We start from the raw sequence: 26,723 nt of genomic DNA on the forward strand, positions 1-26,723 counted from the left end.
TCGATCTGTCAAATCAGAATGCACACTTCATGAACAATCATCTCCCCAGCCCCGAAGACCTCGAAGTCTTCGTCCAGGTGGTGCGCAGCGCCAATTTCTCGCAGGCGGCCAAGGACCTGGGCGTGTCGGCGTCGTTCATCACCAAGCGCGTGAAGATCCTTGAAACGCTGCTCGGCGCCCAGCTGTTCCACCGCTCGACGCGCAAGGTCAGCCTGAGCGAGGATGGCGAGCGCACCTATGTGTGGGCCCAGCGCATTCTGGACGACGTCGACAACCTGCTGGAGGACATTCGCGAAAAGCGCCTGGCGCCGCGCGGCGTGCTGCGCATCTCGAGCAGCTTCGGCTTCGGCCGCAATGCCGTGGGGCCGATACTGGCCGGCCTGGCCCAGGCCTATCCCGCGCTCGAGATCCGCTTCGAAGTGTTCGACCGGCTGGTCGACGTGGGCGCCGAAGGCTTCGACCTGGACATCCGCGTGGGCGACGAGATCGCGCCCCACCATATCGCCAGACGCATCGCCGCCAACCACCGCATTCTTTGCGCTTCGCCCGGCTATCTGCGCGACAAGGGCAGTCCGCGCGCGCTGGCCGATCTGGCCCAGCACAGCTGCCTGGTCATTCGCGAGCGCGACCACCCGTTCGGCGTCTGGAAACTGCGCAGCGGCGCGCGCGAAGTCGCGGTGCGCGTGCGCGGCCCGATGTCGACCAACCACGGCGAGATCGCGGTGCAGTGGGCGGTCAACGACATGGGCATCGTGCTGCGCTCGATCTGGGATGTGCAGGAACTGCTGCGCGCCGGCAAGCTGGTGCAGGTGCTGCCCAAGTACCGCCAGGAGGCCAACATCTGGGCGGTGTTCCCCGCGCGGCTCGAGACTTCGGCCAAGGTCAAGGTGGCGACGGAATGGATAGCGCGCGCGCTGCAGCAGGCGCCGTTCCTGCACGCCGCGCCCCCTGCCTAGTGCAAGCCGGGCCGCGCGGCCACCTCAGCGCGTGAGCTCGCGTATCAGCGGCGCGAGTTCCTGCTTCTGCTCGAGCCCGAAGCCCGGCGCTTCGCTGGGCCGGACCTTGGCGTGGCGGATCTCGCAGGCGCTCGAATAGCCGCCAAACGGCTGGAACACGCCGGGATAGGCCTCGCAGGCGCCCAGGCCCAGGCCGACGACGATGTGCAGATTGATCAGGTGACCGCCATGGGGCACGGCCTGGCGCCGATCGAAGCCATGGGCCTCGAGGATGTCTATCATGCGCGCGTACTCGGTCAGGCCGTAGCTCAGGCCCGCATCCATCTGGAAGATGTCCAGTCCGGGGCGCATTCCGCCAAAGCGCACCAGGTTCAGCGTGTCTATCGCCGAGAACAGGTTCTCGCCGGTCGCGACCGGCCCGCCATAGGCTTCTATCGCCTCGCGGTTGAGCTGATAGTCGAGCGGATCGCCGATCTCCTCGAACCAGCGCAGTCCCAGCGGCTTGAGTTCCCTGGCATAGGCCTGCGCCGTCGCCAGGTCGAAGCGGCCGTTGGCGTCGACCATCAGCTGGGCCGGGCCGCCCGCCACCTTGAGCGCCTCCTCGACGCGCCGCATGTCTTCGGCCAGCGGCGCGCCGCCTATCTTCATCTTGAAGCTTTCGAAGCCCATGTCGCGATAGGCCTGAAACTCGTCGTGCAGCGATTGGCCCGTGCCAGCCGCGTAGTAGTAACCGCCGCCGGTGTAGACCTCGACGGGCGTGGCCTGGGGCCTGCGGCCGAAAGCGCGCGCTATGGTCGCGTACGCGGGTTCGTCGGCGAGCTTGGCGTTCAGGTCCCAGATCGCGAGTTCTATCGCCGCGGCCGCGCCCGCGCGGTCGCCATGGCCGCCGGGTTTCTCGTTGCGCAAGATGCTGGCCAGCACCTTGGCGGCGTCGAATTGCCGCCCGCCTTCGGCGAGCAGCGAGGCCGGCGCGGCGGCGCGCAGGCGCGGAATCATGCGCGTTTGAATGATGCCGCTTTGCGCGAACCGGCCTATCGAGTTGAAGCCTATGCCGATCACGGGCTGGCCGTTGCGCAGCTGGTCGGTGATGACCGCCACCAGCGAGACCGTGTGCTCGGAAAAATTGACCACTGCGTTGGCGACCGCGCCTTCGAGCGGGACGGCGATTTCGCGTATGTCGACGATGCGCATGCTGTGCTTCCTGTTCTTATTCGGGTTGGATTCCGGCGGTCTTGATCACGCCGCCCCATTTCGCGAGTTCGCTGGCGATGAACTGCTCGAACTCGGGCGCCGAGCTGGCGATGGTGATCATTCCCAGATTGGCGAGCCGGGTCCTGACCGACTCTTCGGCCAGCACTTTCTTCAGGTCGGCGTTGATGCGGTCGCGCAAGACGGGGTCCATGCCCTTGGGCCCGACAATGCCCAGCCAGCCCAGCGCGTCGAAACCGGCAACGCCGCTTTCGGCGATGGTCGGCACATCGGGCAGCTGGGGCACGCGCCTGGGCGTGGAAACCGCGAGCACGCGCATCTTGCCGCCCTTCACATGGGGCAGCACGCCCGGCAGCGAGTCGACCATGGCCTGGAGCTGGCCGCCGATCAGATCGGTATAGGCGGGCGCGCTGCCGCGGTAGGGAATGTGCTTGATCTGCATGCCCGTGCGCTGCTTGAGCAGCTCGAACGTCAGGTGCTGGAACGAGCCCACGCCGCCCGAGCCATAGCTCAGCGCGCCGGGCGCGGCCTTGGTCGCGGCCAGCAGATCCTGCAGCGTCCTGTACGGCGAATCCGCGGCCACGACCAGCGCCTGCGCCACGCCCGCGACATTCATGATGGGCGTGAGTTCGCGCGGATCGTAGCCCGCGTTTCTGTACAGATGCGGGGCCGCGGCCAGCGGGCCGCTCGAGCCCAGCAGCAGCGTGTAGCCGTCGGCGGGCGCGGCCGCCGCGGCCTTGCTGCCCAGCGTGCCGCCCGCGCCGCCCTTGTTGTCGACCACCAGCGATTGACCCCAGAGCTTGCCCAGCGGCTCGCCGAGCACGCGCGCCAGCACGTCGCCGCTTTGGCCCGCGGTGAAGGGCACGATGATGGTCACCGGCTTGGCAGGGTACTTGGCGGGCGCGGCCTGGCTCCAGGCGTGTACGGGCGCCAGCGCCGCAGCAAGCGCCGAGCAGGCAAGGGACAGGTTCAGGCTTCTACGTCGCATGGTGGTCCTCGGTTGGAAAGCAGATGCCGGATGGTATATTTGTCCCTATGTTTGATATGTAGGGACATATCCGATGAACATATGCCATACATACACAGGAAGGGCGCGCTGATGGCGGTGGCAAAGTACCAGCAGATGGCCGAGGAATTGATACAGCAGATCCGCGCCGGCGACCTGCCTGTGGGCGCGCTGCTGCCGACAGAAATGGAACTGATGGCGGCCTACCAGACCAGCCGCAATACCGTGCGCATGGCCTTGCAGCAGCTGCAGGCGCGCGGCCTGATTTCGCGCCGGCGCAACCGCGGAACCCTGGTCGAAGCGCTGCCCGGAGGCGTCGCGACCTTCACGCAATCGCTGTCGTTCGACAACCTGGTGATGCTCGCCAGCACGGCGCAGCGCACGCTGCTGGCTTCGGCCGATGTGGTGCTCGATACGGCGGCGGCCAAGGCGCTGCAATGCCAGCCGGGCTCGCGCTGGTACCGGCTGTCGATGGTGCGCAATGTACCCGGCAAGGCCAGGCCGCTGGGCTGGACCGATGCCTATGTCGATCCGCATTACCGCCAGGTGGGCGCGCTGGCCGAACAGCAGCCGGGCAAGCTGCTGGCCGACATCATCGAGACCGAGTTCGGCCGGCGCATAGAAAGCGTGGAGCAGACGGTGTCGTGCTGCTCGGTGACCGAAGACATGGCGCAGACGTTGGGCGCGGCGCGCGGCACGCCCGCGCTGCGCGTGCTCAAGCATTACCGCGACGCGGCGCGCGCGCTGGTGATCGTGACCAGCACGCTCTATCCCGAGAATCGCTATTCGATCGTCACGACGCTGGCGCGCAGCGCCTGAACCCTTCAGCCCAGCTGCCGTGCGCGCGCGCCCATGGCGGCCAGCAAGTCCAGCGCGCGCTGCGCGGCCGGCACGCCGCCGTCCATGTCGCCGCGCACGAACAGCGGCCGCAGCTCCTCGATCTCCTCGAGCTGCTCTATCAGTTCAGGCTCGGCGAGCCGGTATTTGCGCAGCACGCTGACCAGGGTCATGGAGGCATGGACCATGTCTTCGGCCGGCGTGCTCAGGCCTGTCCTGTGCAGGATGAAGTTGACCCAGTGCGTTCCGGCGAGCATCGCGGCCTCGATGCGGATTTCCCAGTCGGCATCGCCGAGCTTGGTGAGCGACTGCTCTATGCGCCTGGCCTTGTCGTGGTGGTTTTCGGGCGTCATGGCTGTTTCTCCATTGGCACCAGGGCCTGGTAGACGGCGATGGCCTGGGACAGCGCGCGCTCGCACTCGGCGACGATCGCCGGCGTGGGGACGCGGTCCGCGCGCAGGCAGGGGTCGCGGTGTTCCTCGAGCGCATGCAAGGCCGCTTCGAGGCGCTGGATGGGCGCAGGCATGTCGCCGGGAATCTGGGGCCAGCCCACATGGCTTACATCGCCCGGGCCGCGCAGTTCGCGCCGCCAGCCGCCGTCGGCCTGCGGCACCACATGCACGCCGGGAATGGTGGAAAAGGCCCGGTCCTCGCTGGTCAGGCCGCAGGCGTGCAACGATGCGTTCCAGATGTTGGTGCCCGCGGTCAGGCTGCTCCAGTACCAGAGCTCGAAATCCTGCAGCGGGTCCAGGCGCTCGCGCAGCTGCAGCAGGCGGCGGATCTTGTCGGCGTGGGAAGCAATCTTCATGGCGACGGCTTCACTCCGGGTGGATATTGCCGTCGGCCACGACCTTGCGCCAGACGGTGAGGTCGTCGGTCAGCGTCTGCACGAACACTTCGCGGCTCACCGCGGGCGCGGGCGGAATGTTGGCCTGGCGCAGCGCCTCCTTGAACGCGGGCTTGATCACTTCCGCGTTGATCGCCGCATGCAGGCGCTCGAGAATGGGGCGGGGCGTGTTCTTCGGGGCAAAGACGCCTTGCCAGCCCGCGGCGGTGAACGGATAGCCCTGCTCCGACAGCACCTGCACATCGGGCAGCTTGGGGCTGCGCACGGTGCCGGTCAGCGCGATGCCGCGCAGCTTGCCCTGGGCAATGAAGCCCAGCGGCGACACCACGTCGACCCAGCCTATGGGAATCACGCCGGCAACGATGTCGGTGAGCAGCGCGGGCGTCGATTTGTAGGGCACATGTTCTATCGACAAGCCTTCGCGCTGCTTGATCCACTCCATGGTCAGGTGACCGTTCGAGCCCACGCCCCACGAGCCATACGACTGGTATTTCTGCGGGTCCTTGCGCAGCAGGGCCACGAGTTCTGGCAATGTCTTCGCGGGCACGGACGCGTGCACGGCCAGCAGCACTCCGCCCACGGACGACAGCGCCACGGGCTCCAGATCGCGCAAGGTCTTGATCGGCAGCGCGGGATTGAGCGCCTCGGCCATCACCATGGACGAGGCCGTGCTGTGCAAGATGGTGTAGCCGTCGGGCGCGGCGTTCTTCACCACCGACGAGCCGATCACGCCATTCGCGCCGGGCCGGTTGTCGATGACAAACGGCTGGCCCAGCGTCTGCTGCAGGCGCGCATAGAGCTGGCGCGCCATGGTGTCGAGAATGCCGCCCGCGCCGCCGGGAACGATCACTTTCACGGGGCGCGCAGGCCAGTCCCTGCTGCTTTCGGCCGCGGCTGCGAGGCCGCCCGCCAGCGATGCGGCAGCGCCCAGAACGATTTCTCTGCGGTTCAAAGTCGTCATTTTTGTATTCCTTGATCCAGGTGGGCGTGCACCTTGGCGCACGCTTGTCTCCCCATGCATTTCCGGGCGCCGGCGGCCGCGGGTCCGCAGGCCGTCAATCGGGCTTGCGCAAAAAGCCCTGGTTGCCGCCCTTGCGGTTGGGCGCGAAGCCGTTCCTGGCCAGCGTCTCGTCGGCGGTCTCGTAGAACGTGTCCAGTTGCAGGATGTCGCGCGCCTGCTGGGCGGTGGCGATGGGGCGGCCGAACTCGCCGGCGATGCGCACCAGCTGCCTGATCTGCTCGACCGAACTCATCTTGCCCGTGCGCTGCTGGTTCCAGAGCACGTCCTCGATGCCGCAGCGCACATGCAGGCCCAGGGCCATGCCTATCATGTTGATGGGCAGCACGTTGAGCACCGAGCTCTCCACCGTGATCACCGCGTTGTCGGGCGCGGCGCGCAGGAAGTTGGCCAGGTTGTAGATGTTGGCCTGGTCCATGCCGCCGCTGATCGCGACCCAGTTCATCACCAGCGGGCCCTTGTAGACGCCGCGGCGGATCATGCGCTCTATGGTCTCGAAGCTGTTGATGTTGTAGCACTGGAAGGCGCTCTGTATGCCGGCCGCCGACAGGCGGCGCACATGCTCCTCGGCCCAGCTCGGGTTCGAGGGCACGATCATGTCCTTGTAGGTGTTGTAGAGGTGCGGGAAGCCGCGCGAGACGCCGCGGAAATCGTCTTCGCCCGCATGCTCGGTGACGTTCATCTGCGTGGTGTTGACCGTGACCGTCACCTGGTCGGGCTTGGGAGTGAGTTCGGCGAGCATGTGGCGCGTGTCGTCGGACAGCCATTTGGCGGCCGAGCCGTCGTCCTCGGGCGCGAAGCTGATCGAGCCGCCGACCTGTATCACCATTTCGGGCACGCGCGCACGCACGCCGGCAATCAGTTCGTTGAACATCGACAGCCGCTTGCTGCCCTTGCCGTCGGCTTCGCGCACATGCAGGTGCAGCACGGTGGCGCCGGCGTCGTAGCAGTCGACGGCCTTCTGGATCTGTTCTTCCATGGTGACCGGAATGTCTTCGGGGAAGTCCGAGGGAATCCAGCCCGGCGCGTAGGGCGCGGCGGTGATGATCAGCGGCTGCTGGTTTTCGGGGTAGAGGTGGCCGTCGAGGAAGTTCATGCGGGAGTCTCCAGATTGAAGGGGGATGGATGTGTGGTTTCAGTGTCTGGCCTGACCCGTTCCTGGACTTGCTTTTCGGGGACATAGAATTGCTTATCTGGGACAAATGGCGTGCATGCGGTGCGCCATCCGAAGGCTGGAACATGAAACAGATTTCGCATTTCGTGCGCAGCGCCAGCCTCAACGGCTATGTCGAGCTGGTGCAGTCGCTGGGCCGCGACCCTTATGCCTTTCTGCGCAGCGTGGGCCTGCAGGCGCGGTTTCTCGACGATCCCGAACTGCTGATTCCCAGGGATGCCGCGCGCGAGCTGCTGGAAATCACGGCGCGCGCCACGCATACCGAGGACCTGGCGCTGCGCCTGGCGGCGCGGCGCCGGCTGTCGGCGCTGGGACCTATCAGCCTGGTGCTGCGCGAGGCCGGCTCGCCGCGCGAGGCGCTCGACACGCTGTGCCGCTATCTGCAGCTGGTGAATGCCTCGCTTCTTCTCGATGTCGAGGATGCGGGCAGCGTCGTGGTCATACGCGAGGAGCTGCTGCCCACGCCCGGACTGCAGATGCGCCAGTCGGTGGAGCTCGCAGTGGGCGGCATGTTCCAGATGCTCAGCGAATTGACCGGCCCGCAGTGGCAGCCGCTCGAAGTCTGCTTCACGCACAGGCCGCCCGAGAACGCGGCCGCGCACCGCGCGTTCTTCCGGCGCAGCGTGAAGTTCAACCAGGAGTTCAACGGCCTGGTCTGCCGCGCCAGCGACCTGGCCCAGCCGCGCGCGCTGGGCGACCAGGTGGCCGCAGGCTTTGCGCGCAAGTACCTCGAGGCGGCGCTGGTGGAGCGCGGCGACAGCGCGCAGCAGACCTGCCGCCAGATCATGCTCGCGCTGCTGCCCGGCGGCAGCTGCACGGCGGCGGAGCTGGCGCGCTTCCTGCACATCGACCGGCGTACGCTGCACCGCCGGCTTGCAGCCGAAGGGCTCACATTCAGCGGGCTGCTCGACGAAGTGCGCATGGATCTGGCCCAGCGCCATCTGCGCGAAAGCGACCGGCCGCTGCGCGAAGTCGCCGAGCTGCTGGGCTTCACGCGGCCCAGCAGCTTCAGCCACTGGTTCGGCCAGCGCTTCGGCCGCAGTGCTTCGCAATGGAAGCAGCAGACGCTAGGCCCGATTGATTTTTAGCCGCTAAATCGCCGCCGCGGCGCGGCAATGCACCAGGAAATCCGCGGCGCCGCCGCCCAGTTTCTTTTCGCGGTGCAGCACGATGGCCAGCTTGCGCCTGGCCCTGGGCAGCCGGGTCTGCAACTCGATCAGATGGCCGTCGGCCACGCTTTGCTCCACGGCATGGCGCGACAGGCAACCGAGGCCATCGCTGGCTGCGACCACGCGCTTGATCGCCTCGTTGCTGCCCAGCTCGAAGCCTATGCGCACCTGCTGCAGATTGCTCAGCAGCCATTCGTCGGTGACCTGGCGTGTGCCCGAACCATGCTCGCGCACCACCCAGGTGGCCTGGGCCAGCTGTTGCGGCGTCGCGCGCCGGCCTGCCAGCGCGTGACCGGGCGCGGCGATGACCACGATCTCGTCATCGCTCCAGGGCTGCATCACCAGATCGGGGTGGGTCTGCGAACCTTCGACGAAACCTATGTCCACGTCCATGGCGGCGACGGCATCTATCACTTCGCTGGTGTTGCCTATGCGCAGATGGATCAGGCTTTTGGGGTGCAGCTGCGTCCAGCGCGACACCAGCTGCGGCAGCAGGTATTCGCCTATCGTGAAGCTGGCCGCGACGCGCAGCGGCGCGGCGTGCTCGCCCATGAACAGGTCCTGTGCCTCGGCCGCCTGATCGACGATGGCCTGGGCCTTGGGCAGCAGCGCGCGCCCGTTCTCGTTGAGCTGCAGCCGCCGGCCTATGCGATCGAACAGCTCGCAGCCCAGAGCGGCTTCGAGCTCGGCCAGCGCGGTGCTGGCCGCAGACTGCGAGCGCGCGACGCGGTCGGCCGCGGCGCGCGTGCTGCCGCCGCGTGCCGTGGCCAGGAACACCTCGAGCTGGCGCAGGCTCAGGCGCAGCCGCAGAGAAGCAGGTTGAGTGGTTTTATCGATCATTCTGAGTGAAATTATCTGATTTTTTTCTTTATGAGTTTTTCGTATTATCAAATGCAGAAAACGGCTAAAGCCTTAGATACCCCCTTTGGAAGAGATCCAGCGTGCCCAATTTCCTGACCTCCCGCCTGCCCGCAGATCCCGCCCGGCCCGAAAGCGGCATGCAGCGCCTGCTGCAATGCCTGCCGGGCGCGGCCTTGTCCGCTGTGGTGGCCATGGCCGCGACGCTGGTGTCCAAACTGCATGGCGGCCCCCAGCTGCTCTATGCGCTGTTCTTCGGCGTGGCGTTCCACTATCTCAGCGCCGATCCCAAGACCCGGCCCGGCATAGAGTTCTGCGCGCGCACGGTGCTGCGCCTGGGCGTGGGCCTGCTGGGCGCGCGCATCACGGCCAGCCAGATCATGGGCCTGGGCTGGAGCACGGCGGCCATCGTGATCCTGGCGGTGGTCAGCACGCTGCTGTGCGGCGTGTTGCTCGGCCGGCGCCTGGGCCTGGACCGCGCGCAGTCGGTGCTGTCGGGCGGCGCGGTCGCGATCTGCGGCGCGTCGGCGGCGCTGGCGATTTCGGCCGTGCTGCCGCGCAACAAGGACAGCGAGCGCTTCACGCTGATGGTGGTGGTCACGGTGACCGTGCTGTCCACGCTGGCGATGGTGATCTACCCGCTGATCGCGCGCCTGCTGCACTTGCCGCCCGAGCTGGCCGGACTGTTCCTGGGCGGCACCATCCACGATGTCGCCCAGGTGGTGGGCGCGGGCTTCATGCTGGGCCAGGAAACCGGCGATTACGCGACCATCGTCAAGCTGTTTCGCGTGTCCATGCTGGCCGTGGTGGTGGTGATCGTGTCCTCGCTGTTCAAGCGCCAGCGCGAGGCCGAAGGCGCGGCCGCCGCACAGAAAAAACAGCCACTCGTGCCCTGGTTCCTCTGGGTGTTCGTGGCGCTGGTGATCGTCAATTCGGTGGGCGCCGTGCCCGCGGCCGTTCAGGCCGGCCTGAGCGACATTTCGCGCGACTGCCTGGTCGTGGCGATTGCCGCGCTGGGCATGAAGACTTCGTTCAAGCAACTGGCGCGCGCCGGCTGGCGGCCGTTCGCGCTGCTCGTGGTCGAGACGCTGTGGATGGCGGGCTTTGTGCTGGCCGCTATCTACCTGCGCTCCTGAAGCCGGGCGGTCGCCGCCCTGGCCTCAGCCCGCTGCGGCCAGGTGCTGCTGGCGCCATTGGCTGGGGCTTTGCTGGAAATGTTTGCTGAACCAGCGCGTGAACGAGCTGTTCTCGGCGAAACCCGACAGCGCGGCGGCTTCGCTGACCGACAGATGCGGGTTCTTCAACGCGCGCACCGCGGCCTGGCTGCGCACCGCATCCAGCGTTTGCTGAAAACTGGTGTTGCGGCCTTCGAGCTGGCGTTGCAGCGAGCGCGCAGTGCAGCCCAGCGCGCTTGCGACCTGGGCAATGCCGTGGCGCCCGTGCGGCAGCAAGGACTGCAGCGTGTCCTGCACCCGCTGCTCGACTTCGCGTGACGAGGGCCGCGGCGCATGCGCGTCTATCAGCTGGCGTGCATGGCCTTCCATGTGGTGGTCGTATTCGGGGTGCGGCAGCTGCAGGTCCTGGTTGCTCAGCACGATGCCGTCGAAGTGCGAGGCAAACACCGTTTCGCAGCCCAGCACGCGCCTGTGGTGGACTGCGTTCGCGGGCGCGGCATGGGTGAAATGCACGCTGAGCGGGTTCCAGTCGCGGCCCAGCTGGTGGCGGCACAGGCTCAATAGGGCCGCGATGCCCAGCTCCATGGGCTGGCGGCCCGGCGTGTCGCGTTCGGTGCGCAGGTGCAGCTGGATGATGGACAGGCGCTGCTGGGTCACGATCTCGGTGGTGATCGTGCTGCTGATCAGGTGCGGGTAGTCCTTGAGCGTCTGCAGCAGCGCGGCCAGGCTCGCCTGGTGCTGCAGCAGCAGGCTCAGCGGACCGAAGTCCGACAGCTTCCAGCAGGCCCCCATGAGCAGGCCCAGCGCGGCATGGCCCGCATGCGCAGACGACGTTTCCAGCATCTGGGCGAACGCGGTCTCGGGCACCTGCAGGTCGGGTGAATTCAGGCAGCTGTGGTCCAGCCCGGCCTGCCGCAGCATGCGCAGCGGATCCAGCCCGAATTCCTGCGCGACTTTCGCATATTTGTTCAGGCTGATGCTGCGAATGCGCGGCGTCATGGACAGGGCGGACATGTGCTTTGGGCGTGGGGAACGAAGGCCATTCGGAAGCACGGACTGGCGCGGCAATGCGGTTGCCAGGCCATTGCTTTGAGTTTTGCTGAGGTATATCAATACCGGTGGCGCCGGTCAATGGTGGAAACGCCGGTCTGCCGCCTGCCGTCCAGGTCTACGGGAAGACCCTGGGGGGAGTTTCCCGTGGTCGCACGAGAGGACAACTGCCTGTCGCAATCGGTCAAGTCGCGCACCGGGCTCCCATCCGAGAATTTTCCCCAGACGGCAGGCAATGCTTGGAATGCCGGCCGCGGCGAACTTCAAGGAAACAGATATGGCACAAATCATCACTTTCGCCCGCACCGGCGGACCCGAGGTCCTGGAATTGCAGACCGTGAGCGTGGGCGAGCCCGGCCCGGGCCAGGTGCGGCTGCAGCAAAAGGCCGTGGGCCTGAACTACGCGGACACCTATTTCCGCACGGGCATCTATCCCGTGCCCCTGCCCAGCGGCATGGGCGTGGAAGCCGCGGGGGTGGTGACGGCGGTGGGCGCGGGCGTGGACAACGTGGCCGTGGGTGACCGCGTGACCTATACCGGCTTCACCAACACGCTGGGCGCGTACAGCAGCGAGCGGCTGATTCCCGCCGCGCCCTTGATCCGGCTGCCCGACGGCATCGACTTCGAGACCGCGGCCTGCATCACCATGCGCGGCCTGACCGCGGCGTATCTGCTGCGCCGCATCCATCCGTTCCAGGGCCACGAGACCATTTTGCTGCACGCCGCGGCCGGCGGCGTGGGCCTGATCCTGACCCAATGGGCCAAGCTGCTGGGCCTGACGGTGATAGGCACGGTGTCCACCGATGCCAAGGCCGAAGTGGCGCGCGCCCATGGCTGCGACCATGTGATCAATTACAGCCACGAGGATGTGGTGGCGCGGGTGCGCGAGATCACGGGCGGCGTGGGCGTGGCCGTGGTGTTCGACAGCGTGGGCAAGGACACGTTCATGGCTTCGCTCGACTGCCTGCAGCGCCGCGGCCTGCTGGTCTGCGTGGGCACGGCGTCGGGAAAGATAGAGCCGTTCGATCCGGCCATCCTGGGGCGCAAGGGCTCGCTGTTCGTGACGCGTCCGGCGCTGGCCGACTACATTGCCGACCCCGCGGAAAAGCAGGCCCTGCTGGCCGAGCTGTTCGGCCATGTCGCGGCCGGCCGCATACGCATAGACATCCACAAGCGCTATGCGCTGGGCGACGCCGCGCAGGCGCACCGCGATCTCGAATCCCGCAAGACCGTGGGCGCTTCGGTCTTCACCATCTGAGGAGGAACAGGCCATGAAAGTCGAACAACTCACATGCACCATCGGTGCCGAAATATCGGGCGTGAGCCTGGGCGAGGCGTCGCGCGATACCGGCCTGGCAGATGCAATCAAGGGCTTGCTGCTGCAGCACAAGGTGCTGTTCTTTCGCGACCAGGACATCACGCGCGCCGAGCATGTGGCGTTCGCGCGCCATTTCGGCGAGCTCGAGGACCATCCCGTCGCGGGCAGCGATCCCGACCACCCGGGCCTGGTGCAGATCTACCGCAGCGACAAGCGCGAGAACTACGAGAACAGCTACCACACCGACGGCCAGTGGCGCGCGACGCCGACCATGGGCTGCGTGCTGCGCTGCATCGAATGCCCGCCCGTGGGCGGCGACACCATCTGGGTCAACATGGCCGAGGCCTACCGCAACCTGCCGGGCGACATCCAGAAGAAGATCGCCGGGCTCAAGGCCAAGAACAGCATAGAGCATGGCTTCGGCGCCGTGATGCCCGAGGAGCAGCGCCTGGCGCTGGGCCGCCAGCATCCGCCCGTGGAGCATCCGGTGGTGCGCACCCACCCCGAAACCGGCGAGCAGGTGCTGTTTGTGAGCAGCTTCACCACCCATTTCGCGAACTTCCACACGCCCGACAACGTGCGCTACGGCCAGGACAAGACGCCGGGCGCGAGCCTGCTGCTCAACTACCTGACCAGCCAGGCGGCCATTCCCGAGTACCAGGTGCGTTTCCGCTGGAAGCCCCACAGCGTGGCGATGTGGGACAACCGCTGCACCCAGCATTACGCGGTGCAGGACTACTGGCCCGCGCCGCGCAAAATGGAGCGCGCGGCCATCATCGGCGACAAGCCCTACTGACACCGCAGGAGAGACAAGCATGAAACAACAACGCAGTGCAGGCTGGTGGGGGCTGGTGTTCGCGGCCGTGGCCGCTGCGGCGACGGCCCAGGCCCAGCCCGCCTGGCCCGCCAAGCCCATTCGCCTGCTGGTCGGCGCGCCCGCGGGCGGCAGCGCCGACGCGCTGGCCCGGCTGCTGGCCGAAGGCCTGCAGCACGACCTGGGCAAGCCGGTGATCGTGGAATCGAAGCCCGGCGCCGCGGGCGTGCTCGCGGTCAGCGACCTGCTGCAAAACGGCAGGGACGGCCACACCTTTTTGGTGATACAGGGCGGCATCGTGAGCGAGACGCCGCTGGCCTACAAGGTCAGCTACCAGCCGTTCAAGGATCTCAAGCCCCTGGCCCAGCTCAGCCGCACGGGACTGGTGCTGGTCGCCAACAAGGATCTGCCGGTCACCAATCTGCAGCAGCTGGTGGCGTACGGCAAGGCGCAAAAGGAAGGGCTGGACTTCGCGTCCTATGCCGCGGGAATGAAGGGCCATACCTCGGGCATGCTGCTGGGCCAGCTGACGCAGATGTCCATGAAGCATGTGGGCTACAAGGGCTCGCCGCCGGGCCTGACCGATCTGATGGGCGGTCATGTGCCGCTGATGTTCGACGGCCTGCCGACTTCGCTGCCGCTGATCAAGGCCGGCAAGATCAAGGCGATTGCCGTCAACTACCCGACGCGCATTGCCGAGCTGCCGCAGGTGCCCACGTTCAAGGAACTGGGCTATCCCGAACTGGCCCAGGCCGGCTGGTTCGCGGTCTGGTCGCGGCCCGACGCCCCGCCCGAGGTGCAGCAGAAGATCCGCGAACTGACGCTCAGGCATTTCCAGCAGGCCGCCGTGCAGGCGCGCGTCAGGGAGATGGGCATGGACGCTGCGGGCAGCGCCACGTCGGAGGAGCTCATGGCCGATCTCCGGCAGGCCCACCAGCAGCAGGCGGCGCTGCTCAAATCGATCAACTACCAGCCGCAATAAAGCCGGCCTCCCTTTGTTTTTCGCGCCTCGGGTCAACCCAGGTGCAGCGTTCGCGTGCCAATCATTATTCCAACGGAGACAACGGTGATGAACAAGAAAATACTCTGGAGCGTGCTGGCGCTGGCGCCGCAACTGGCCTTGGCGCAAACCGGCGCGGGGCATCCCGGCGCGGGGCAAACCGGCGTCAGCGTCTACGGCGTGGTCGACATGGCGCTGTCGTCGTATAGGGGCGAGGGCGCGGGTTCGCGCCACATGGTGACTTCGAGCGGCAACCAGGCCAGCCGCCTGGGCTTCAAGGGGCGCGAGTCGCTGGGAGACCGCCTGTGGGCCGGCTTCGAGCTCGAGTCGGGGCTCAACACCGACACCGGCACGGGCCAGGCGAGCAACACCAACAACCAGGCCTCGGGCGCGGTCAACCCCAACGGGGCCATCACGTTCAATCGCAAGTCCTATGTCTATCTCGAAGGCCAGGACTGGGGCCAGCTGCGCCTGGGCCGCGACTACACGCCGGCGTTCTGGAACCTGTTTGCTTTCGACCCGTTCCGCGTGGGCGTGGGCATGAGCGGCCATGTGCTCAACGGCACGACAGCCACGGGCTTTCGCGCGTCGAATTCCGTCGGCTACTTCTCGCCGGGCTGCACCACGTTCCAGTGCAAGGGCCTGTTCTTCCAGGGCATGCTGGCCGCGGGCGAGAACGCCGGCAGCGATGCGACAAAGCGCGACGGCAACCTCTATGCCTGGCGCCTGGGCTATGGCGGCGCGGACTTCGACATCGCCGTGGCGTCGGCCACGACGAAGAACGCGGCCGTGGGCGACTTCGTGCAGTCCAATATCGGCGGCGCCTACCAGTGGCAGGGCCACAGGCTCATGGCCCTGGTCGGGCAGAACAAGACCCGCATTCCCGTTGCCGCGCTGTCGGGCACCAGCCGTGGGCGCTTCTGGCAGCTGGGCGCGTGGATCTCTGTCGGCCCGGGCTACATCCCCGTGAGCTACATGCAGCTGCAGCGCAACGACGCGGCCGACAGCGCGGCGCGCAAGTTGGCCGTGGGCTATGTGCACCCGCTGTCCAAGCGCACCACGCTGTACGGCACCTATGCGCATGTCACCAACAGGGGCGCGCTGCGCCTGCCCGTGAGTTCGGGTGCGGAGCAGGGGCCGGTGCCGGTGCTGGGCGGCAATGCCTCGGGCTTCGATCTGGGCATTCGCCACGTGTTCTGAGCCCGGCTCGGCGCTTCGATTTTTCTGCGGCCGCCTGCGGCCGCTTTTACTTTTTCCTTCGGACTTTTCCATGAACGGCGCAGAACAGCTTGTCCATACGCTGCTCGACCACCAGGTCGACATGTGTTTCACCAACCCCGGCACTTCGGAGATGCACTTTGTCGCCGCGCTCGACCGGATAGCCGGCATGCGCTGCGTGCTGGGCCTGCACGAGACCGTGGTCACGGGCGCGGCCGACGGCTACTACCGCATGGCCGACCGGCCGGCCGCAACCTTGCTGCATCTGGGCCCGGGACTGGCCAACGGCCTGGCCAATCTGCACAACGCGAAGAAGGCGCGCTCGGGCATCGTCAACATCGTCGGCGACCATGCGATCGAGCATCTGCAGCTTGACGCGCCGCTGATGTCCGACATCCATGGCGTCGCGGCGCCCATGTCCCAGTGGGTGCGCACCAGCGCCGGCGTCGCCGACATCGCGGCCGACGGCGCCGAGGCCGTGCGCCAGGCGAATGCGCGCCCGGGGCGCATTGCCACGCTGGTGCTGCCGGCCAATGTTGCCTGGTCCGAAGTGCCCGACGCGCCTGCGCCGGCCGCGGCCGCGGCCGTGGCCCCCGCGCCTGCGCCACAGCCCGCGCGCGATTTCGAGCGCATTGTCCAGGCGCTGCGCGAGCAGCCTCAGTCCACCTTGCTGCTGCTGGGAGACCGTGCGCTGCGCGCCTGCTGCACGGATCTCGCGGGCCGCATTGCCGCGGCCACGGGCTGCGCGCTGCGCGCCGAGTTCTATACCGCGCGGCTGGAGCGGGGTGCGGGGCGCGTGGCCGTGCCGCGCCTGCCCTATGCGGTCGCGCCCGGGCTCGCGGCGCTGGCCGGCTTCCAGCGCATCATTCTGGTCGGCGCCAGTCCGCCCGTGGCGTTCTTTGCCTACCCGGACCAGCCGGGCCGGCTGTCGGCGCCGGGCTGTGAGTTCCTCACGCTGGCCACGCCCGAAGACGCACCGCAGGATGCGCTGCAGGCGCTCAGCGAAGCGCTGGGTGCGCACAAAGTGCGGCCGGCCCTGGTGGCCCAGGACGCGCAGCCGTTGTCGACCGGCGCGCTCACGCCCGAAGGCATAGGCCGCACGCTGGCGGCCACGCTGCCGGCCCAGGCCATCGTCGTCGAGGAGGCCATGACCACGGGCCGGGGCTTCGACGCGCTCACGGCCGGCGCCGCGCCGCATGACTGGCTCACGAGCTGCGGCGGAGCCATAGGCTTTGCGCTGCCCGCGGCCGTGGGCGCGGCGCTGGCTGCGCCGGGCCGGCGCGTGCTGGCGCTCGAAGGCGACGGCAGCGGCATGTATACGCTGCAGTCGCTGTGGACCATGGCGCGCGAGCAGCTGGACATCACGGTGGTGATCTTCGTCAATCGTGCCTACGGCATTCTGCGCGGCGAACTCGCGGCCGTGGGCGCGGGCACGCCCGGCAAGCGCGCCGAAGACATGCTGTCGCTGCGGCGCCCGGACCTGGACTGGTCCAGCCTGGCCAAAGGCATGGGCGTGGCCGCGCAGCGCGTGGACGATCTCCAGGCGCTGGGTCGGGCGCTGCAGCGCTCGTATGCGACGCCAGGGCCTACGCTGATTGAAGCGATGCTGTAGCTTTGGCGCTGGCGCGCTGCGCCCAAGAGGGCATGCTGGTCAGCCAAAAACCTGCCGAGTCCGCTCGGCGGTGCAAGCCGACCTGTGCAGTCTGCTTCATCGCAGCACTCCTCAGGCGAACCCCCTTCTGGCTGCTCCTGGCGCGCGCAGGGCCCGGGCTGGCAGGTGTGCCGAAGGACACACCTGCTTCGTCATCTGACTCGCCGCAGTTGTTCGAGCGCAGCGGCGCAGCCGCGAAGCGAGTTCTGCGGCGCAGCCCGGGACCGAGCACGGCAGGTTGCCCGCAGCGAAGCGGAGGGTCGCAGACAGCAGGGGCGCGTTTCTTTGCCTCCTTTCTTGTCGCGCGACAAGAAAGGAGGTCGGCTGCCGGGCCGAGACCCGGCCTCGAAAAGCAAAGTCGCAGCTGCCGCTGGCACGGCCAGAAGCGGACAGCACTGCGAGTGCCATGACGAAGCTGGCTACACGGGGTGGGGTGGGCCAGATTCCCATTGCCCAAACCTGCCGCTTTCTGCCCCCACTCTGGCGCGAAATGCCAAGCGCGCAGCGCGATCCGGCAAGGGTCTGCTGCGCAGGCCGTCCTAAAGTGAAGCTGCCTGAAAACCTCGTCCGGACCGCACCCGCGGCCGGCGTCCGCCACCCCCTTGTTGGAGACCACCATGAACTTTCTCGACGGCCACCTGTTCCCCGAAAACCAGCAGCCCCTGATCATCACCGCCGCGCCCTATGCGCCGGGCTGGCTGCCCTCGGATTTTCCCGAGGACATTCCGGTCACCATGGATGCACAGATCCAGAAGGCCGTGGACTGCTACAACGCGGGTGCCACCGTGCTGCACCTGCATGTGCGCGAGATGGACGGCAAGGGCTCCAAGCGCCTGTCCAAGTTCAACGAGCTGATTGCGGGCGTGCGCCGGGCCGTGCCCGAGATGATCATCCAGGTCGGCGGCTCGATCAGCTTCGCGCCCGAGAACGAAGGCGAAATGGCCAAGTGGCTCAGCGACGACACGCGCCATATGCTCGCCGATCTCGACCCCGTTCCCGACCAGGTGACGGTCACCGTCAACACTTCGCAGATGAACGTCACCGACCAGGCCGAGGACGCCGACTTCAAGGGCACCTCGCGCGAGAACCCGGCGATCTTCAATGCCTACAAGGAAATGACCGTGCCCGCCCAGCCCGGCTGGGTCGAGGAGCATGTGCGCCGCCTGACCAAGGCCGGCATCCAGAGCGCGTTCCAGTGCTACAACATCAACAGCTTCGAATCCGTGGAGCGCCTGATGCGCCGCGGCTTCTACATGGGTCCGCTGGTGATGAACTGGGTGGCGATCGGCGGCGGCATGGACATGCCCAGCCTCTACAGCCTGGCCAACTTCGTGCGCGCCGTGCCCGACGGCGCGGTGCTGACCGTCGAAAGCAATGTGCGCAACGTGCTGCCCGTGAACATGATGGGCATTGCCGCTGGCCTGCATGTGCGCTGCGGCACCGAGGACTGCCTGTGGAACCAGGACCGCAGCGCCAAGGCCAGCACGGTCTCGCAGATCGAGCAGCTGGTGCGCATGTCGCGGGATTTCGGCCGGCCCATCGCCAGCGCGCAACAGGCGCGCGAGATCAGCAAGATCGGCGTGTTCTACGACACGGTGGAGGAGTCGCTGGCGGCCAACGGCTTCGCGCCCAACCGCAACGGCGGCAACCAGGGCTTTCTGCGCAAGACGGCCTGAGACACCCGCCATGAACACCCGAGACATTTTCGTAGTTGGCACGGCGCGCACGGCCATAGGCTCTTTCGGCGGCGCGCTCAAGGACGTACCCAATACCCGGCTCGCGACCACCGTGGTGCATGCCGCGATCGCGCGCGCGGGGCTCGATCCGCAGGCCGTGGGCCATGTGGTCATGGGCAATGTGATTCCCACCGAGACGCGCGACGCCTATCTGTCGCGCGTGGCGGCAATCGATGCGGGCTGCCCGGTTGAAACGCCGGCATTCAATGTCAATCGGCTGTGCGGCTCGGGCCTGCAGGCCATCGTGTCGGCCGCGCAGGCAATTGCGCTGGGCGACTGCGATGTGGCCATAGGCGCGGGCGCGGAATCGATGAGCCGCGGCCCGTACTTCGACCTGTCGGCGCGCTGGGGAGCGCGCATGGGCGACGCCCAAAGCACGGACTACATGCTGGGCATATTGCACGACCCCTGGCAGAAGATGCACATGGGCGTGACCGCGGAAAACGTGGCCCGGCGCTACGGCATCAGCCGCGAGATGCAGGACGCGTTGGCGCTGACCAGCCAGCAGCGCGCGGCCGCGGCCATCGAGGCCGGCCGCTTCAAGGAACAGATCGTTGCCGTGGAAATCGCCACGCGCAAGGGCACGGTGCTGTTCGACACCGACGAGCATGTGCGCCCGGCAACCACGCGCGAGATGCTGGCCGGAATGAAGCCCGCGTTCCAGAAGGACGGCGGCACGGTGACGGCCGGCAATGCCTCGGGCATCAACGATGGCGCGGCGGCCGTGGTGATGGTCGGCGGTGACCGCCTGGCGGCGCTGGGCGTCAAGCCGCTGGCGCGCCTGGTCGGCTATGCGCATGCGGGCGTCGATCCCGCCTATATGGGCATGGGCCCGGTGCCCGCAACGCAGCAGGTGCTGGCGCGCTGCGGCCTGAAGATCGCCGACATGGACGTGATCGAAGCCAACGAGGCGTTTGCGGCCCAGGCCTGCGCCGTGATCCAGCAACTGGGCCTGGACACGGCCCGGGTCAACCCCAACGGCTCGGGCATTGCGCTGGGCCATCCCGTGGGCGCGACCGGCGCCATCATCACCACCAAGGCGATTGCCGAACTGCAGCGCAGCGGCGGCCGCTATGCGCTGGTGACCATGTGCATTGGCGGCGGCCAGGGCATCGCGGCGATCTTCGAGCGGGTGTGATCGGGGGCAGTGCAAAGCAGCAACGCCTGCCGGAAGTGCTTTCGGCAGGCGTTGCGCGTTCAACGGCGGCAGGCCCGCCGGGCTTCATTCGGGCTGGTAGTTGATGGACTTGAGCAGCGCGGCCTGCTTGGCGGCGCCGTCCTGGAGGTCGGCGCTCATCTCGGCCGGGGTCAGCGGCAGCGGCGGCTCCATGCCCATGGTGCGGATCTGGGCCAGCACCGGCGCCTGCCGGAAATGCGCCATGGCGGCGTCACGCAGTTTCTGCTGCACGGCCGGCGGTGCATCCGGATGCGACCAGACCGCGAACCAGCCGGCCTTGGCCATCTGCGGATAGCCCAGCTCGGTGAACGTGGGCACGTTGGGCAGCTCGGCCAGGCGCGTGGGATAGACCACGGCAATCGGCGTGATCTTGCCGGCCTTGATCAGCGGCAGCGAGGTGGTCAGGCCGTCGAACATCAGCGGCACATGGCCGCCCATCAGATCGACCAGCGCGGGCGGCGAGCCCTTGTAGCCGACATGGCGCATGTTCAGCTGGGCGAGCTGGCCCAGCTGCATGCCCGAAGTGTGGCCCTTGAGACCGGCCGAGTACGACGCGAAGTCCAGCCCGTCCTTTTGCGCCTTGCCGTAGGCGATCAGCTGCTGCAGGTTGGTGATGGGCACGGACTTGTTCGCGACCAGCACCAGGCCGGTGCGCGTGAGCTGGGCCAGCGGCTTCAAGTCCTTGAACGGGTCGTAGCTGACCTTGTAGGCCAGCGGCGATTCGGTGACCGTGCCTTCCTGGATCACGAGGAAGGTATAGCCGTCGCGGCCCTTGGCTTTGAGCTCCTGGATGGCAATCGCGCCCGAGGCGCCGGGCTTGGACTCGACGATCACGGGCTGGCCCAGGCCGTGCTGCAGGCCGTCGGCCAGCAGGCGCGCGAGCGCATCGGCCGTGCCGCCCGCGGGGCCGGCCACCAGCAGGCGAAGCGGCTTGTTCGGCCAGGGCGTCTGTGCCTGGGCGACGCCGAAAGCGCCAAGACCGAGGGCCATGGCAAGCGCCAGCGCATGTTTCGTGTGGGGGGAGCGTGGGTTCATGGTGTTGTCTCCTGGGAATTCAAGCGGGAAGAGGGGCTGTGGCCAGCAGCTGCTGCAGCAGTTGCCGGGCCTGCGGCCAGGGGCCGTGGCCCGAGGCCGGGTTCACATGGCCCAGCGGGCCGAGTTCGACCAGCTCGCTGCCCCAGTCGCGCGCGAAGCCGCGCGTGCGCGCCAGCGCGGCCAGCGGGTCGTTGCTGCTGGCCGCGACCAGGCTGGGAAACGGCAGCGGTGCGCGCGGCAGCGGCAGCCAGCCGTGGCGCTCCAGCAGCTGCACGCCGGGATAGCCTTCGGGCATGGGCGTCTGCAGATCGGCCGGCGCGACCAGCAAGGCCGCCTGCACGCGCCGCAGGTCTTCGGGCGCGGCCTGGCGCGCCCAGTGCGCGACCATCATGCAGCCCGCGCTGTGCGCGACCAGCACCACAGGGCCGGCCATGCCGGCCAGCGCCTGCTCGATGGCCGCGACACGCGCCGTGCAGCTGAGCTTGTGCTGCTCCAGCGGCGCAACAATGCGCGCGCTGGCCGTCTCGGCGGCCAGCAGCGTCTGCCAGTGCGTCTCGACATGGTCGCGCAGGCCCGGAATGATCAGTAGCGTCGGGGTCATGTTTTTGCTGTCTCCCACTTAGAATGTTTCGATGACTTCAGTGTGTGAATTTTTGGCCCATTGCGCTTTGCATTCCGTGACGCTTGTTTGGCATTTCGCGCCAATGAGCAGCTACTGATGACATCCCTGGTACGCGCCGCCTGCCTGACCAATTTCCGTGAAGTCGCCCAGGCTTCGGGGCTGGATCCGGTGCGCATGCTGCTGGACGCCGATCTGAGTCCCAGCGTGCTCGACGAGCCCGATCTGATGATTCCGGTCGAGCGCGTGGGGCGGCTGCTGCAGGCCGCGGCCACGGTGTCGGGCAACGAGAGCTTCGGCCTGTGCATGGCGCGCTCGCGCCTGCTTTCCAACCTGGGCGCGGTGGGCCTGCTGATGCGCGACCAGCAAAGCCTGCGCGATGCGCTCAAGCTGCTGATGCGCTATCAGGCGTTCCTGAATGGCGCCCTCACGCTGTCCGTCGAGGAAAGCGGCAGCACCGTGGTGATACGCGAACTGTTGATGGCGGGCAGCACCCACCAGCCCACGCGCCAGCGCGTCGAGCTGGCGCTGGGCGTGATGGTGCGCGTGATCCGCCAGTTGATAGGCCGCGACTGGCAGCCGCGGCGCGTGTGCTTCGAACATCCGGCGCCGCGCGACATGAGCGTGCACCATCAGCTGCTGGGCCCGCATGTGGAGTTCGATTTTGAATTCAATTGCATCGTCTGCACGAAGAGCGATCTCGATCAGCGCAACGAGTTCGCCGATCCGGCCATGGTCCGCTATGCCCAGCAGCTGCTGGACGCGCTGCACCAGCCCGGCGGCGAAACCCTGCTGGACGAAGTGCGGCGCACGATTTTCCTGCTGCTGCCCAGCGGGCGCTGCAGCATGGAGCAGGTCAGCGAGCACCTGGGCCTGGTGCCGCGCACGCTGCAGCGCCGGCTCACGGACCAGGGGCTGAGCTTCTCGGCGTTGATGAACGATATCCGCAAGGAGCAGGCAAGCCGCTATGTGGTTGACGGCAGCCGGTCTCTGAGGGAAGTCGCGCAGCTGCTGGGCTTTGGCGCGCCCAGCAGTTTCTCGCGCTGGTACCAGCTGCAGTTCGGCTCCAGTGCCAAGCAAAGCCGGGCCCAGGCGTCGGCCGTGCCACGCAGTCCGGCGGTCGGTTAGGCGCGGCGATTCACTGGGGCGTGGTCGGCATCTTGAGCTTGAGTAGGATCTGGCGGTTCTGCTCCACGGTATCGGCCATCTGCTGTTGCAGCTGCGCGAACGTGCTTTCCTGCGGCTGGTCAAAGCCCTGGGCGGCCATCAGTTCGCGGAACTTCGGCGCGCGCATGACTTTCTCCATTTCACGGCGTAGGCGTTCGGCCAGGGCCGGCGGCGTGCTGCTCAGAATGAACAGGCCCACGCTGGCATCGGGCATGACCAGATCGGCCATGCCCAGTTCCGCGAAGCTGGGCACATCGGGCAGATGGGGCGAGCGCGTGGCCGAGACAATGGCCAGGCCCTTGATCTTGCCCGACTTGACCAGCGGCGCCACGTTGCTGACCACATCGAAGGTCAGCTGCACCTGGCCGCCCATCAGGTCCACGAGCACGGGCGCCGAGCCTTTGTAGGGCACGACCAGGATGTTGCGCACGCTCTTCTCGCTGAGCAGATCGCCCAGCAGATTGGAGCGCGTTCCGGTGCTCATGTTGGCCACGCTGACCGTGTTGCGGTGCCTGCGCGCATGCTCCAGGATTTCCTGCGGCTTGCTGGGCGCAAAGCTGTTGCTGGCCACCAGCACATGCACCATGCTGGCCACGTCGGCCACATAGGTGAACGCCTTGTGGGGATCGAAAGGCGTCTTGACCGAGAACGGGAAATCGGTCCAGACGCTCGAGGGCGCAACCATCAGTGTATGGCCGTCGGCGGGCGCGCCCAGCAGCGCGCGCTCGGCGATCACGGCCGAGCCGCCGGGCTTGTTGTCGATGATCACCGGCTGGCCCAGCTGGATGCGCAGCTGCTCGCCGACCAGGCGCGCGACGCCGTCGGTGATCGCTCCCGGCGGCGCGGGAACGATGATGCGTATCGGCTTGCTCGGCCATTCCTGGGACCAGGCGCAAGGCATGGCTGCAAACGAGGAAAGCAAGGCCAGGGCGAGAGCGGGCAGGCGCGAGAGGGGGGTTTTCATGGCGTTTCACCGGGGGTAATGCGGGCGGGTTGAAAGGACGATGCGCGCCACCGGCGCGGCATCCACGGCCGTTTCATGATCACGGCGGCGTGTCGGCGCCACTTGACGCAAGGCGCCGCCGGCTTGGCTTTTCGTGACGCCGCCCCCCCGCGAAAACCCCAGGCGCCGCGCGCCGGCCCGCGGTGGCTGCCTCGGCTAGCGCCCTGGTTTGGCGAACCAGCTGCCCGAGGCCACCGACCAGAGGATGAGCAGGCCGTAGGCGGTCATGGCGACTGCGCCGAGCGCGAAGAACGCCCACAGCGCGCCGGTGACCACCAGTGTCGCCCAGCCCAGGCCCGCATACAGGAACAGGCGCAGCGCGCCGGCCAGCAGTGGCCACTTCAGGCGGCCCGCGCCCTGCGACGCGAAGTACAGCGCTATGCCCAGCGCAAAGAAGCCGTAGAACGGGCCTGCGATGCGCAGGTACTGCGCGCCGGTCGCCAGCATCTGCTCGTCGCTGCCGAACAGCCTGAGCCAGGCTTCGGGCCACAGCGCTGCCGCCAGGCCCACGGTCTCGCCGATGGCGAAGGCGATCGCGCCGCCGACCAGCGCGATGCGGCGCGCGCGCTCGGGCTGGCCTGCACCCAGATTTGCCCCGACCAGCGCCACCATGGGCGCGCCCAGGCCGAAGGCGATGGGAATCAGCAGGTACTCCAGCCGCGCCGCGGTCGCATAGCCGGCCAGGGCCGCCGAGCCCGCATGGGCGCCCACGATGGCGGCTGTCGAGGCGATCAGGCCGTTGGTCAGCAGGGGGTTGATGCAGGCCAGGCCGCCCACGGTGAGAATGCTGCGCATCGGCGCCCAATGCACGGCGCCGGCGCGCAGCCTGGCAGTGTTGCGTCCGCTGGCGCAGTACCAGGCCAGCACCAGCGTGCCCAGCGCATAGTAGGCGAGCAGCGCCCAGGCGCCGCCGACGACGCCCAGCGCCGGAATCGGCCCCCAGCCGAAGATCAGCAGCGGGCAGATGGGAATCAGCAGCAGCGCGCCGCCGCAGATCACCGCGCCGGGCAGCAGCATGTTGCCCGTGCCGCGCACCACGCTGGCCAGCGCGTTCATGGCCCACATCAGCACCAGCGCGGCAAACACCACATGGCCATAATCATGCGCCACATCCAGCGCCGCGCCGCGCGCGCCCAGCAGATGGAACAGCGGCGTGCTGAACGCCAGCAGCAAGACCGTGAAGACCAGACCCACGCCCGCGCTCAGCACCAGCGCATGGCGGGCCAGCGAGTCGGCCAGCGCCTTGTTGCCCGCGCCCAGGGCGCGCGCCACCGCGGCCGAGATGCCGCCGCCCAGCGCACCCTGCGACATGTTCTGCATCAGCATCAGAACGGGCACGACCACGGCGACGCCGGCCAGCACGTCGGTGCCGAGCTTGGCCAGAAACCACATCTCGATCAGACCGGTCGATGCCTGGGCCAGCATCATCAGCATGTTGGGCCAGCTCATGCGCAGTATCGTCGGCAGCACGGGGTCGTGCAGCATGGCGCGCACGCGCGGGCTGGCGGGGGGCATGCGAGGCGCCAGCAGCGGGTCGGCATTCATGGGCAGTTTTCCTGATTAAGTTGCATATGCAATTGTTGCAGCTGCAATATATCATGCGAAAGGCGCCGAATGCGCGCGCCGCAGCCGACCCGCTGGCCGCGGGTCAGGATGCTGCCTGTGCGGCGCTTATTTGACGGCCGTGATCGCGTCCAGCGTCTTCTGGCCGAACTTGGTCGCGAACTGCTTGTAGGCCGGGGCCAGCGCGGCGCGGAACGCCGCCTGGTCGACTTCGCTCACGACCTGCACGCCATGGCGCTTGATTTCCTCCACACCGCTCTTTTCGACGTCGTCGACGAACTTGCGCGAGGCCAGGCTGCCGGCGCGCGCGCCGTCGGCAAAGGCCTTCTTCTGCGCGTCATTGAGTCCGGACCAGACCGAGGGGGCGACGATCAGCACCATGGGTGCGTACACATGGCTGGTCAGCGACAGGTACTTCTGCACCTGCCAGAGCTTGGCCGAGGTGAACACCGAGACCGGGTTTTCCTGGCCGTCAATGGTGCCCTGCTGCAGCGCGCCAATGACTTCGGGCCAGGACATGGGCGTGGGCGACATGCCCAGCTGGCGGAAGGCCGTGATATGGGTCTGGTTCTCGGTCACGCGGATCTTGAGACCTTGCGCGTCCGCGGGCTTGACCACCGCGCGCTTGTTGTTGCTCAGATGGCGGAAGCCCTGCTCGCCCCAGGCCAGCGCGATCAGGCCGCGCGCGCGGAACTTGGCCAGCAGGTCCTCGCCTATCTTGCCGTCGAGCACGGCGCGCGCATGCGCGGTGTCGCGGAACAGGAAAGGCACATCCATCACGCCGGCGTCGGGAACGAAGTTGCTCACCGCGCCATTGGAGACCACGACGGCTTCGACCGTGCCCAGCGTGAGGCCTTCGATCAGCTCGCGCTCGCCGCCCAGCGCGCTGGACGCGAAATGCTTGAACTTGAAGGCGTTGCTGGTGGATTTCTCCACCGCCTCGGCCCAGGCCAGCGCACCGGCGCCGAAGTGCGAGTTCTGCGCCAGCGCATAGCCGATCTTGATTTCGCGCGCCTGCTGCGCGCCCACCTGGCCGGCGAGCCCCAGGCCTGAGGCGGCAGCGAGAGCGAGGGCGGAACGGCGGGTGATGGTCATGGAAGTCTCCTGGTTTGTTGTGGGCGCG

25 protein-coding genes are annotated in these 26,723 nt (G+C 67.6%); 12 read left to right on the top strand and 13 right to left on the bottom strand.

Going from position 1 to position 26,723, the window contains the following annotated elements:
- The first annotated feature begins 29 nt into the window (after positions 1–29).
- On the top strand, positions 30–956 hold the full coding sequence (locus tag ACSVDO_RS21155) for a LysR substrate-binding domain-containing protein (protein ID WP_332547569.1): 927 nt from the start codon (positions 30–32) through the stop codon (positions 954–956).
- Between the two features lie 24 nt (positions 957–980).
- Here the strand turns inward: ACSVDO_RS21155 and ACSVDO_RS21160 are convergent, their stop codons facing one another.
- A complete protein-coding gene (locus ACSVDO_RS21160) occupies positions 981–2,147 on the bottom strand; it encodes an enolase C-terminal domain-like protein (protein WP_489596952.1) in 1,167 nt (388 codons plus the stop codon).
- 16 nt (positions 2,148–2,163) lie between these two features.
- On the bottom strand, positions 2,164–3,153 hold the full coding sequence (locus ACSVDO_RS21165) for a Bug family tripartite tricarboxylate transporter substrate binding protein (RefSeq protein WP_489596954.1): 990 nt from the start codon (positions 3,151–3,153) through the stop codon (positions 2,164–2,166).
- Positions 3,154–3,234: 81 nt separating this feature from the next.
- On the opposite strand from ACSVDO_RS21165, the gene ACSVDO_RS21170 reads away from it, so the two are divergent.
- The gene (locus ACSVDO_RS21170) at positions 3,235–3,990 is read left to right on the top strand and encodes a GntR family transcriptional regulator (protein ID WP_489596956.1); all 756 of its coding nucleotides are present in this window, start codon (positions 3,235–3,237) and stop codon (positions 3,988–3,990) included.
- Between the two features lie 5 nt (positions 3,991–3,995).
- On the opposite strand, the gene ACSVDO_RS21175 is transcribed toward ACSVDO_RS21170, so the two are convergent.
- From ACSVDO_RS21175 to ACSVDO_RS21190, 4 genes are all read right to left on the bottom strand, one after another.
- Complete coding sequence (locus ACSVDO_RS21175; protein ID WP_489596957.1) at positions 3,996–4,361, bottom strand: hypothetical protein; 366 nt, start codon at positions 4,359–4,361, stop codon at positions 3,996–3,998.
- A complete protein-coding gene (locus ACSVDO_RS21180) occupies positions 4,358–4,816 on the bottom strand; it encodes a hypothetical protein (RefSeq protein ID WP_489596959.1) in 459 nt (152 codons plus the stop codon). The genes ACSVDO_RS21175 and ACSVDO_RS21180 overlap by 4 nt, the downstream gene beginning before the upstream one ends.
- 10 nt (positions 4,817–4,826) lie before the next feature.
- Complete coding sequence (locus ACSVDO_RS21185; protein WP_489596961.1) at positions 4,827–5,816, bottom strand: Bug family tripartite tricarboxylate transporter substrate binding protein; 990 nt, start codon at positions 5,814–5,816, stop codon at positions 4,827–4,829.
- 94 nt (positions 5,817–5,910) lie between these two features.
- Entirely contained in the window at positions 5,911–6,969 is a 1,059-nt protein-coding gene (locus ACSVDO_RS21190; protein WP_489596963.1) for a beta-keto acid cleavage family enzyme, read from the bottom strand.
- A gap of 143 nt (positions 6,970–7,112) precedes the next feature.
- Here ACSVDO_RS21190 and ACSVDO_RS21195 point away from each other — a divergent pair, with 143 nt between their 5' ends.
- Positions 7,113–8,135 carry an AraC family transcriptional regulator gene (locus ACSVDO_RS21195; RefSeq protein ID WP_489596964.1) on the top strand — a complete coding sequence of 341 codons (1,023 nt, stop codon included), beginning with the start codon at positions 7,113–7,115 and terminating at the stop codon, positions 8,133–8,135.
- 3 nt (positions 8,136–8,138) lie between these two features.
- Here ACSVDO_RS21195 and ACSVDO_RS21200 read toward each other — a convergent pair whose 3' ends face one another.
- Positions 8,139–9,056: a LysR family transcriptional regulator gene (locus tag ACSVDO_RS21200; protein ID WP_332534138.1), complete on the bottom strand. Its 918-nt coding sequence runs from the start codon at positions 9,054–9,056 to the stop codon at positions 8,139–8,141.
- A 158-nt stretch (positions 9,057–9,214) separates the two neighbouring features.
- Between ACSVDO_RS21200 and ACSVDO_RS21205 the strand changes: the two genes are divergently transcribed.
- Complete coding sequence (locus ACSVDO_RS21205) at positions 9,215–10,210, top strand: YeiH family protein (protein ID WP_332534178.1); 996 nt, start codon at positions 9,215–9,217, stop codon at positions 10,208–10,210.
- 24 nt (positions 10,211–10,234) lie between these two features.
- Here ACSVDO_RS21205 and ACSVDO_RS21210 read toward each other — a convergent pair whose 3' ends face one another.
- A complete protein-coding gene (locus tag ACSVDO_RS21210) occupies positions 10,235–11,263 on the bottom strand; it encodes an AraC family transcriptional regulator (protein WP_332534137.1) in 1,029 nt (342 codons plus the stop codon).
- Between the two features lie 313 nt (positions 11,264–11,576).
- Here ACSVDO_RS21210 and ACSVDO_RS21215 point away from each other — a divergent pair, with 313 nt between their 5' ends.
- The 7 genes from ACSVDO_RS21215 to ACSVDO_RS21245 all read left to right on the top strand — a co-directional run bounded on the left by ACSVDO_RS21215 (position 11,577) and on the right by ACSVDO_RS21245 (position 20,174).
- Positions 11,577–12,557 carry a quinone oxidoreductase family protein gene (locus ACSVDO_RS21215; RefSeq protein ID WP_489596965.1) on the top strand — a complete coding sequence of 327 codons (981 nt, stop codon included), beginning with the start codon at positions 11,577–11,579 and terminating at the stop codon, positions 12,555–12,557.
- A gap of 13 nt (positions 12,558–12,570) precedes the next feature.
- Positions 12,571–13,413: a TauD/TfdA dioxygenase family protein gene (locus ACSVDO_RS21220; protein ID WP_332547574.1), complete on the top strand. Its 843-nt coding sequence runs from the start codon at positions 12,571–12,573 to the stop codon at positions 13,411–13,413.
- Positions 13,414–13,432: 19 nt separating this feature from the next.
- Positions 13,433–14,413: a tripartite tricarboxylate transporter substrate binding protein gene (locus tag ACSVDO_RS21225; protein WP_489596968.1), complete on the top strand. Its 981-nt coding sequence runs from the start codon at positions 13,433–13,435 to the stop codon at positions 14,411–14,413.
- An 87-nt stretch (positions 14,414–14,500) separates the two neighbouring features.
- Positions 14,501–15,631, top strand: coding sequence for a porin (locus ACSVDO_RS21230; RefSeq protein ID WP_489596970.1), 1,131 nt, complete (start codon positions 14,501–14,503; stop codon positions 15,629–15,631).
- Between the two features lie 70 nt (positions 15,632–15,701).
- Positions 15,702–17,261, top strand: coding sequence for an acetolactate synthase large subunit (locus ACSVDO_RS21235; protein ID WP_489596972.1), 1,560 nt, complete (start codon positions 15,702–15,704; stop codon positions 17,259–17,261).
- A 656-nt stretch (positions 17,262–17,917) separates the two neighbouring features.
- Positions 17,918–18,976, top strand: a complete 1,059-nt coding sequence (locus tag ACSVDO_RS21240) for a beta-keto acid cleavage family enzyme (RefSeq protein ID WP_489596974.1) — start codon at positions 17,918–17,920, stop codon at positions 18,974–18,976.
- Between the two features lie 10 nt (positions 18,977–18,986).
- Positions 18,987–20,174 (top strand): acetyl-CoA C-acyltransferase family protein, encoded by a 1,188-nt coding sequence (locus ACSVDO_RS21245; protein ID WP_489596976.1) that lies wholly within the window; start codon positions 18,987–18,989, stop codon positions 20,172–20,174.
- Positions 20,175–20,258: 84 nt separating this feature from the next.
- Here ACSVDO_RS21245 and ACSVDO_RS21250 read toward each other — a convergent pair whose 3' ends face one another.
- Both ACSVDO_RS21250 and ACSVDO_RS21255 read right to left on the bottom strand, forming a co-directional pair.
- Positions 20,259–21,248, bottom strand: coding sequence for a tripartite tricarboxylate transporter substrate binding protein (locus ACSVDO_RS21250; RefSeq protein WP_489596978.1), 990 nt, complete (start codon positions 21,246–21,248; stop codon positions 20,259–20,261).
- 19 nt (positions 21,249–21,267) lie between these two features.
- A complete protein-coding gene (locus ACSVDO_RS21255; RefSeq protein ID WP_489596980.1) occupies positions 21,268–21,849 on the bottom strand; it encodes an RBBP9/YdeN family alpha/beta hydrolase in 582 nt (193 codons plus the stop codon).
- 117 nt (positions 21,850–21,966) lie between these two features.
- On the opposite strand from ACSVDO_RS21255, the gene ACSVDO_RS21260 reads away from it, so the two are divergent.
- Positions 21,967–22,995, top strand: coding sequence for an AraC family transcriptional regulator (locus ACSVDO_RS21260; RefSeq protein ID WP_489596982.1), 1,029 nt, complete (start codon positions 21,967–21,969; stop codon positions 22,993–22,995).
- Between the two features lie 10 nt (positions 22,996–23,005).
- Here the strand turns inward: ACSVDO_RS21260 and ACSVDO_RS21265 are convergent, their stop codons facing one another.
- The 3 genes from ACSVDO_RS21265 to ACSVDO_RS21275 all read right to left on the bottom strand — a co-directional run bounded on the left by ACSVDO_RS21265 (position 23,006) and on the right by ACSVDO_RS21275 (position 26,695).
- On the bottom strand, positions 23,006–23,998 hold the full coding sequence (locus tag ACSVDO_RS21265) for a Bug family tripartite tricarboxylate transporter substrate binding protein (RefSeq protein ID WP_489596984.1): 993 nt from the start codon (positions 23,996–23,998) through the stop codon (positions 23,006–23,008).
- A gap of 195 nt (positions 23,999–24,193) precedes the next feature.
- Positions 24,194–25,582, bottom strand: a complete 1,389-nt coding sequence (locus tag ACSVDO_RS21270) for an MATE family efflux transporter (RefSeq protein ID WP_332534126.1) — start codon at positions 25,580–25,582, stop codon at positions 24,194–24,196.
- 126 nt (positions 25,583–25,708) lie between these two features.
- Entirely contained in the window at positions 25,709–26,695 is a 987-nt protein-coding gene (locus ACSVDO_RS21275) for a TRAP transporter substrate-binding protein (RefSeq protein ID WP_489596986.1), read from the bottom strand.
- Positions 26,696–26,723 lie beyond the last annotated feature (28 nt).

Source organism: Comamonas sp. DB36 (genome assembly GCF_057914905.1).

Bases quoted from the DNA above. Each gene is read 5' to 3' on its own strand.
- ACSVDO_RS21155 (WP_332547569.1), top strand. From the start codon at position 30: ATGAACAATCATCTCCCCAGCCCCGAAGACCTCGAAGTCTTCGTCCAG.
- ACSVDO_RS21270 (WP_332534126.1), bottom strand. From the start codon at position 25,582: ATGAATGCCGACCCGCTGCTGGCGCCTCGCATGCCCCCCGCCAGCCCG.
- ACSVDO_RS21225 (WP_489596968.1), top strand. From the start codon at position 13,433: ATGAAACAACAACGCAGTGCAGGCTGGTGGGGGCTGGTGTTCGCGGCC.
- ACSVDO_RS21245 (WP_489596976.1), top strand. From the start codon at position 18,987: ATGAACACCCGAGACATTTTCGTAGTTGGCACGGCGCGCACGGCCATA.
- ACSVDO_RS21210 (WP_332534137.1), bottom strand. From the start codon at position 11,263: ATGTCCGCCCTGTCCATGACGCCGCGCATTCGCAGCATCAGCCTGAAC.
- ACSVDO_RS21160 (WP_489596952.1), bottom strand. From the start codon at position 2,147: ATGCGCATCGTCGACATACGCGAAATCGCCGTCCCGCTCGAAGGCGCG.
- ACSVDO_RS21165 (WP_489596954.1), bottom strand. From the start codon at position 3,153: ATGCGACGTAGAAGCCTGAACCTGTCCCTTGCCTGCTCGGCGCTTGCT.
- ACSVDO_RS21255 (WP_489596980.1), bottom strand. From the start codon at position 21,849: ATGACCCCGACGCTACTGATCATTCCGGGCCTGCGCGACCATGTCGAG.
- ACSVDO_RS21195 (WP_489596964.1), top strand. From the start codon at position 7,113: ATGAAACAGATTTCGCATTTCGTGCGCAGCGCCAGCCTCAACGGCTAT.
- ACSVDO_RS21220 (WP_332547574.1), top strand. From the start codon at position 12,571: ATGAAAGTCGAACAACTCACATGCACCATCGGTGCCGAAATATCGGGC.
- ACSVDO_RS21200 (WP_332534138.1), bottom strand. From the start codon at position 9,056: ATGATCGATAAAACCACTCAACCTGCTTCTCTGCGGCTGCGCCTGAGC.
- ACSVDO_RS21275 (WP_489596986.1), bottom strand. From the start codon at position 26,695: ATGACCATCACCCGCCGTTCCGCCCTCGCTCTCGCTGCCGCCTCAGGC.
- ACSVDO_RS21190 (WP_489596963.1), bottom strand. From the start codon at position 6,969: ATGAACTTCCTCGACGGCCACCTCTACCCCGAAAACCAGCAGCCGCTG.
- ACSVDO_RS21185 (WP_489596961.1), bottom strand. From the start codon at position 5,816: ATGACGACTTTGAACCGCAGAGAAATCGTTCTGGGCGCTGCCGCATCG.
- ACSVDO_RS21170 (WP_489596956.1), top strand. From the start codon at position 3,235: ATGCCATACATACACAGGAAGGGCGCGCTGATGGCGGTGGCAAAGTAC.
- ACSVDO_RS21235 (WP_489596972.1), top strand. From the start codon at position 15,702: ATGAACGGCGCAGAACAGCTTGTCCATACGCTGCTCGACCACCAGGTC.
- ACSVDO_RS21240 (WP_489596974.1), top strand. From the start codon at position 17,918: ATGAACTTTCTCGACGGCCACCTGTTCCCCGAAAACCAGCAGCCCCTG.
- ACSVDO_RS21215 (WP_489596965.1), top strand. From the start codon at position 11,577: ATGGCACAAATCATCACTTTCGCCCGCACCGGCGGACCCGAGGTCCTG.
- ACSVDO_RS21180 (WP_489596959.1), bottom strand. From the start codon at position 4,816: ATGAAGATTGCTTCCCACGCCGACAAGATCCGCCGCCTGCTGCAGCTG.
- ACSVDO_RS21175 (WP_489596957.1), bottom strand. From the start codon at position 4,361: ATGACGCCCGAAAACCACCACGACAAGGCCAGGCGCATAGAGCAGTCG.
- ACSVDO_RS21260 (WP_489596982.1), top strand. From the start codon at position 21,967: ATGACATCCCTGGTACGCGCCGCCTGCCTGACCAATTTCCGTGAAGTC.
- ACSVDO_RS21265 (WP_489596984.1), bottom strand. From the start codon at position 23,998: ATGAAAACCCCCCTCTCGCGCCTGCCCGCTCTCGCCCTGGCCTTGCTT.
- ACSVDO_RS21205 (WP_332534178.1), top strand. From the start codon at position 9,215: ATGCAGCGCCTGCTGCAATGCCTGCCGGGCGCGGCCTTGTCCGCTGTG.
- ACSVDO_RS21230 (WP_489596970.1), top strand. From the start codon at position 14,501: ATGAACAAGAAAATACTCTGGAGCGTGCTGGCGCTGGCGCCGCAACTG.
- ACSVDO_RS21250 (WP_489596978.1), bottom strand. From the start codon at position 21,248: ATGAACCCACGCTCCCCCCACACGAAACATGCGCTGGCGCTTGCCATG.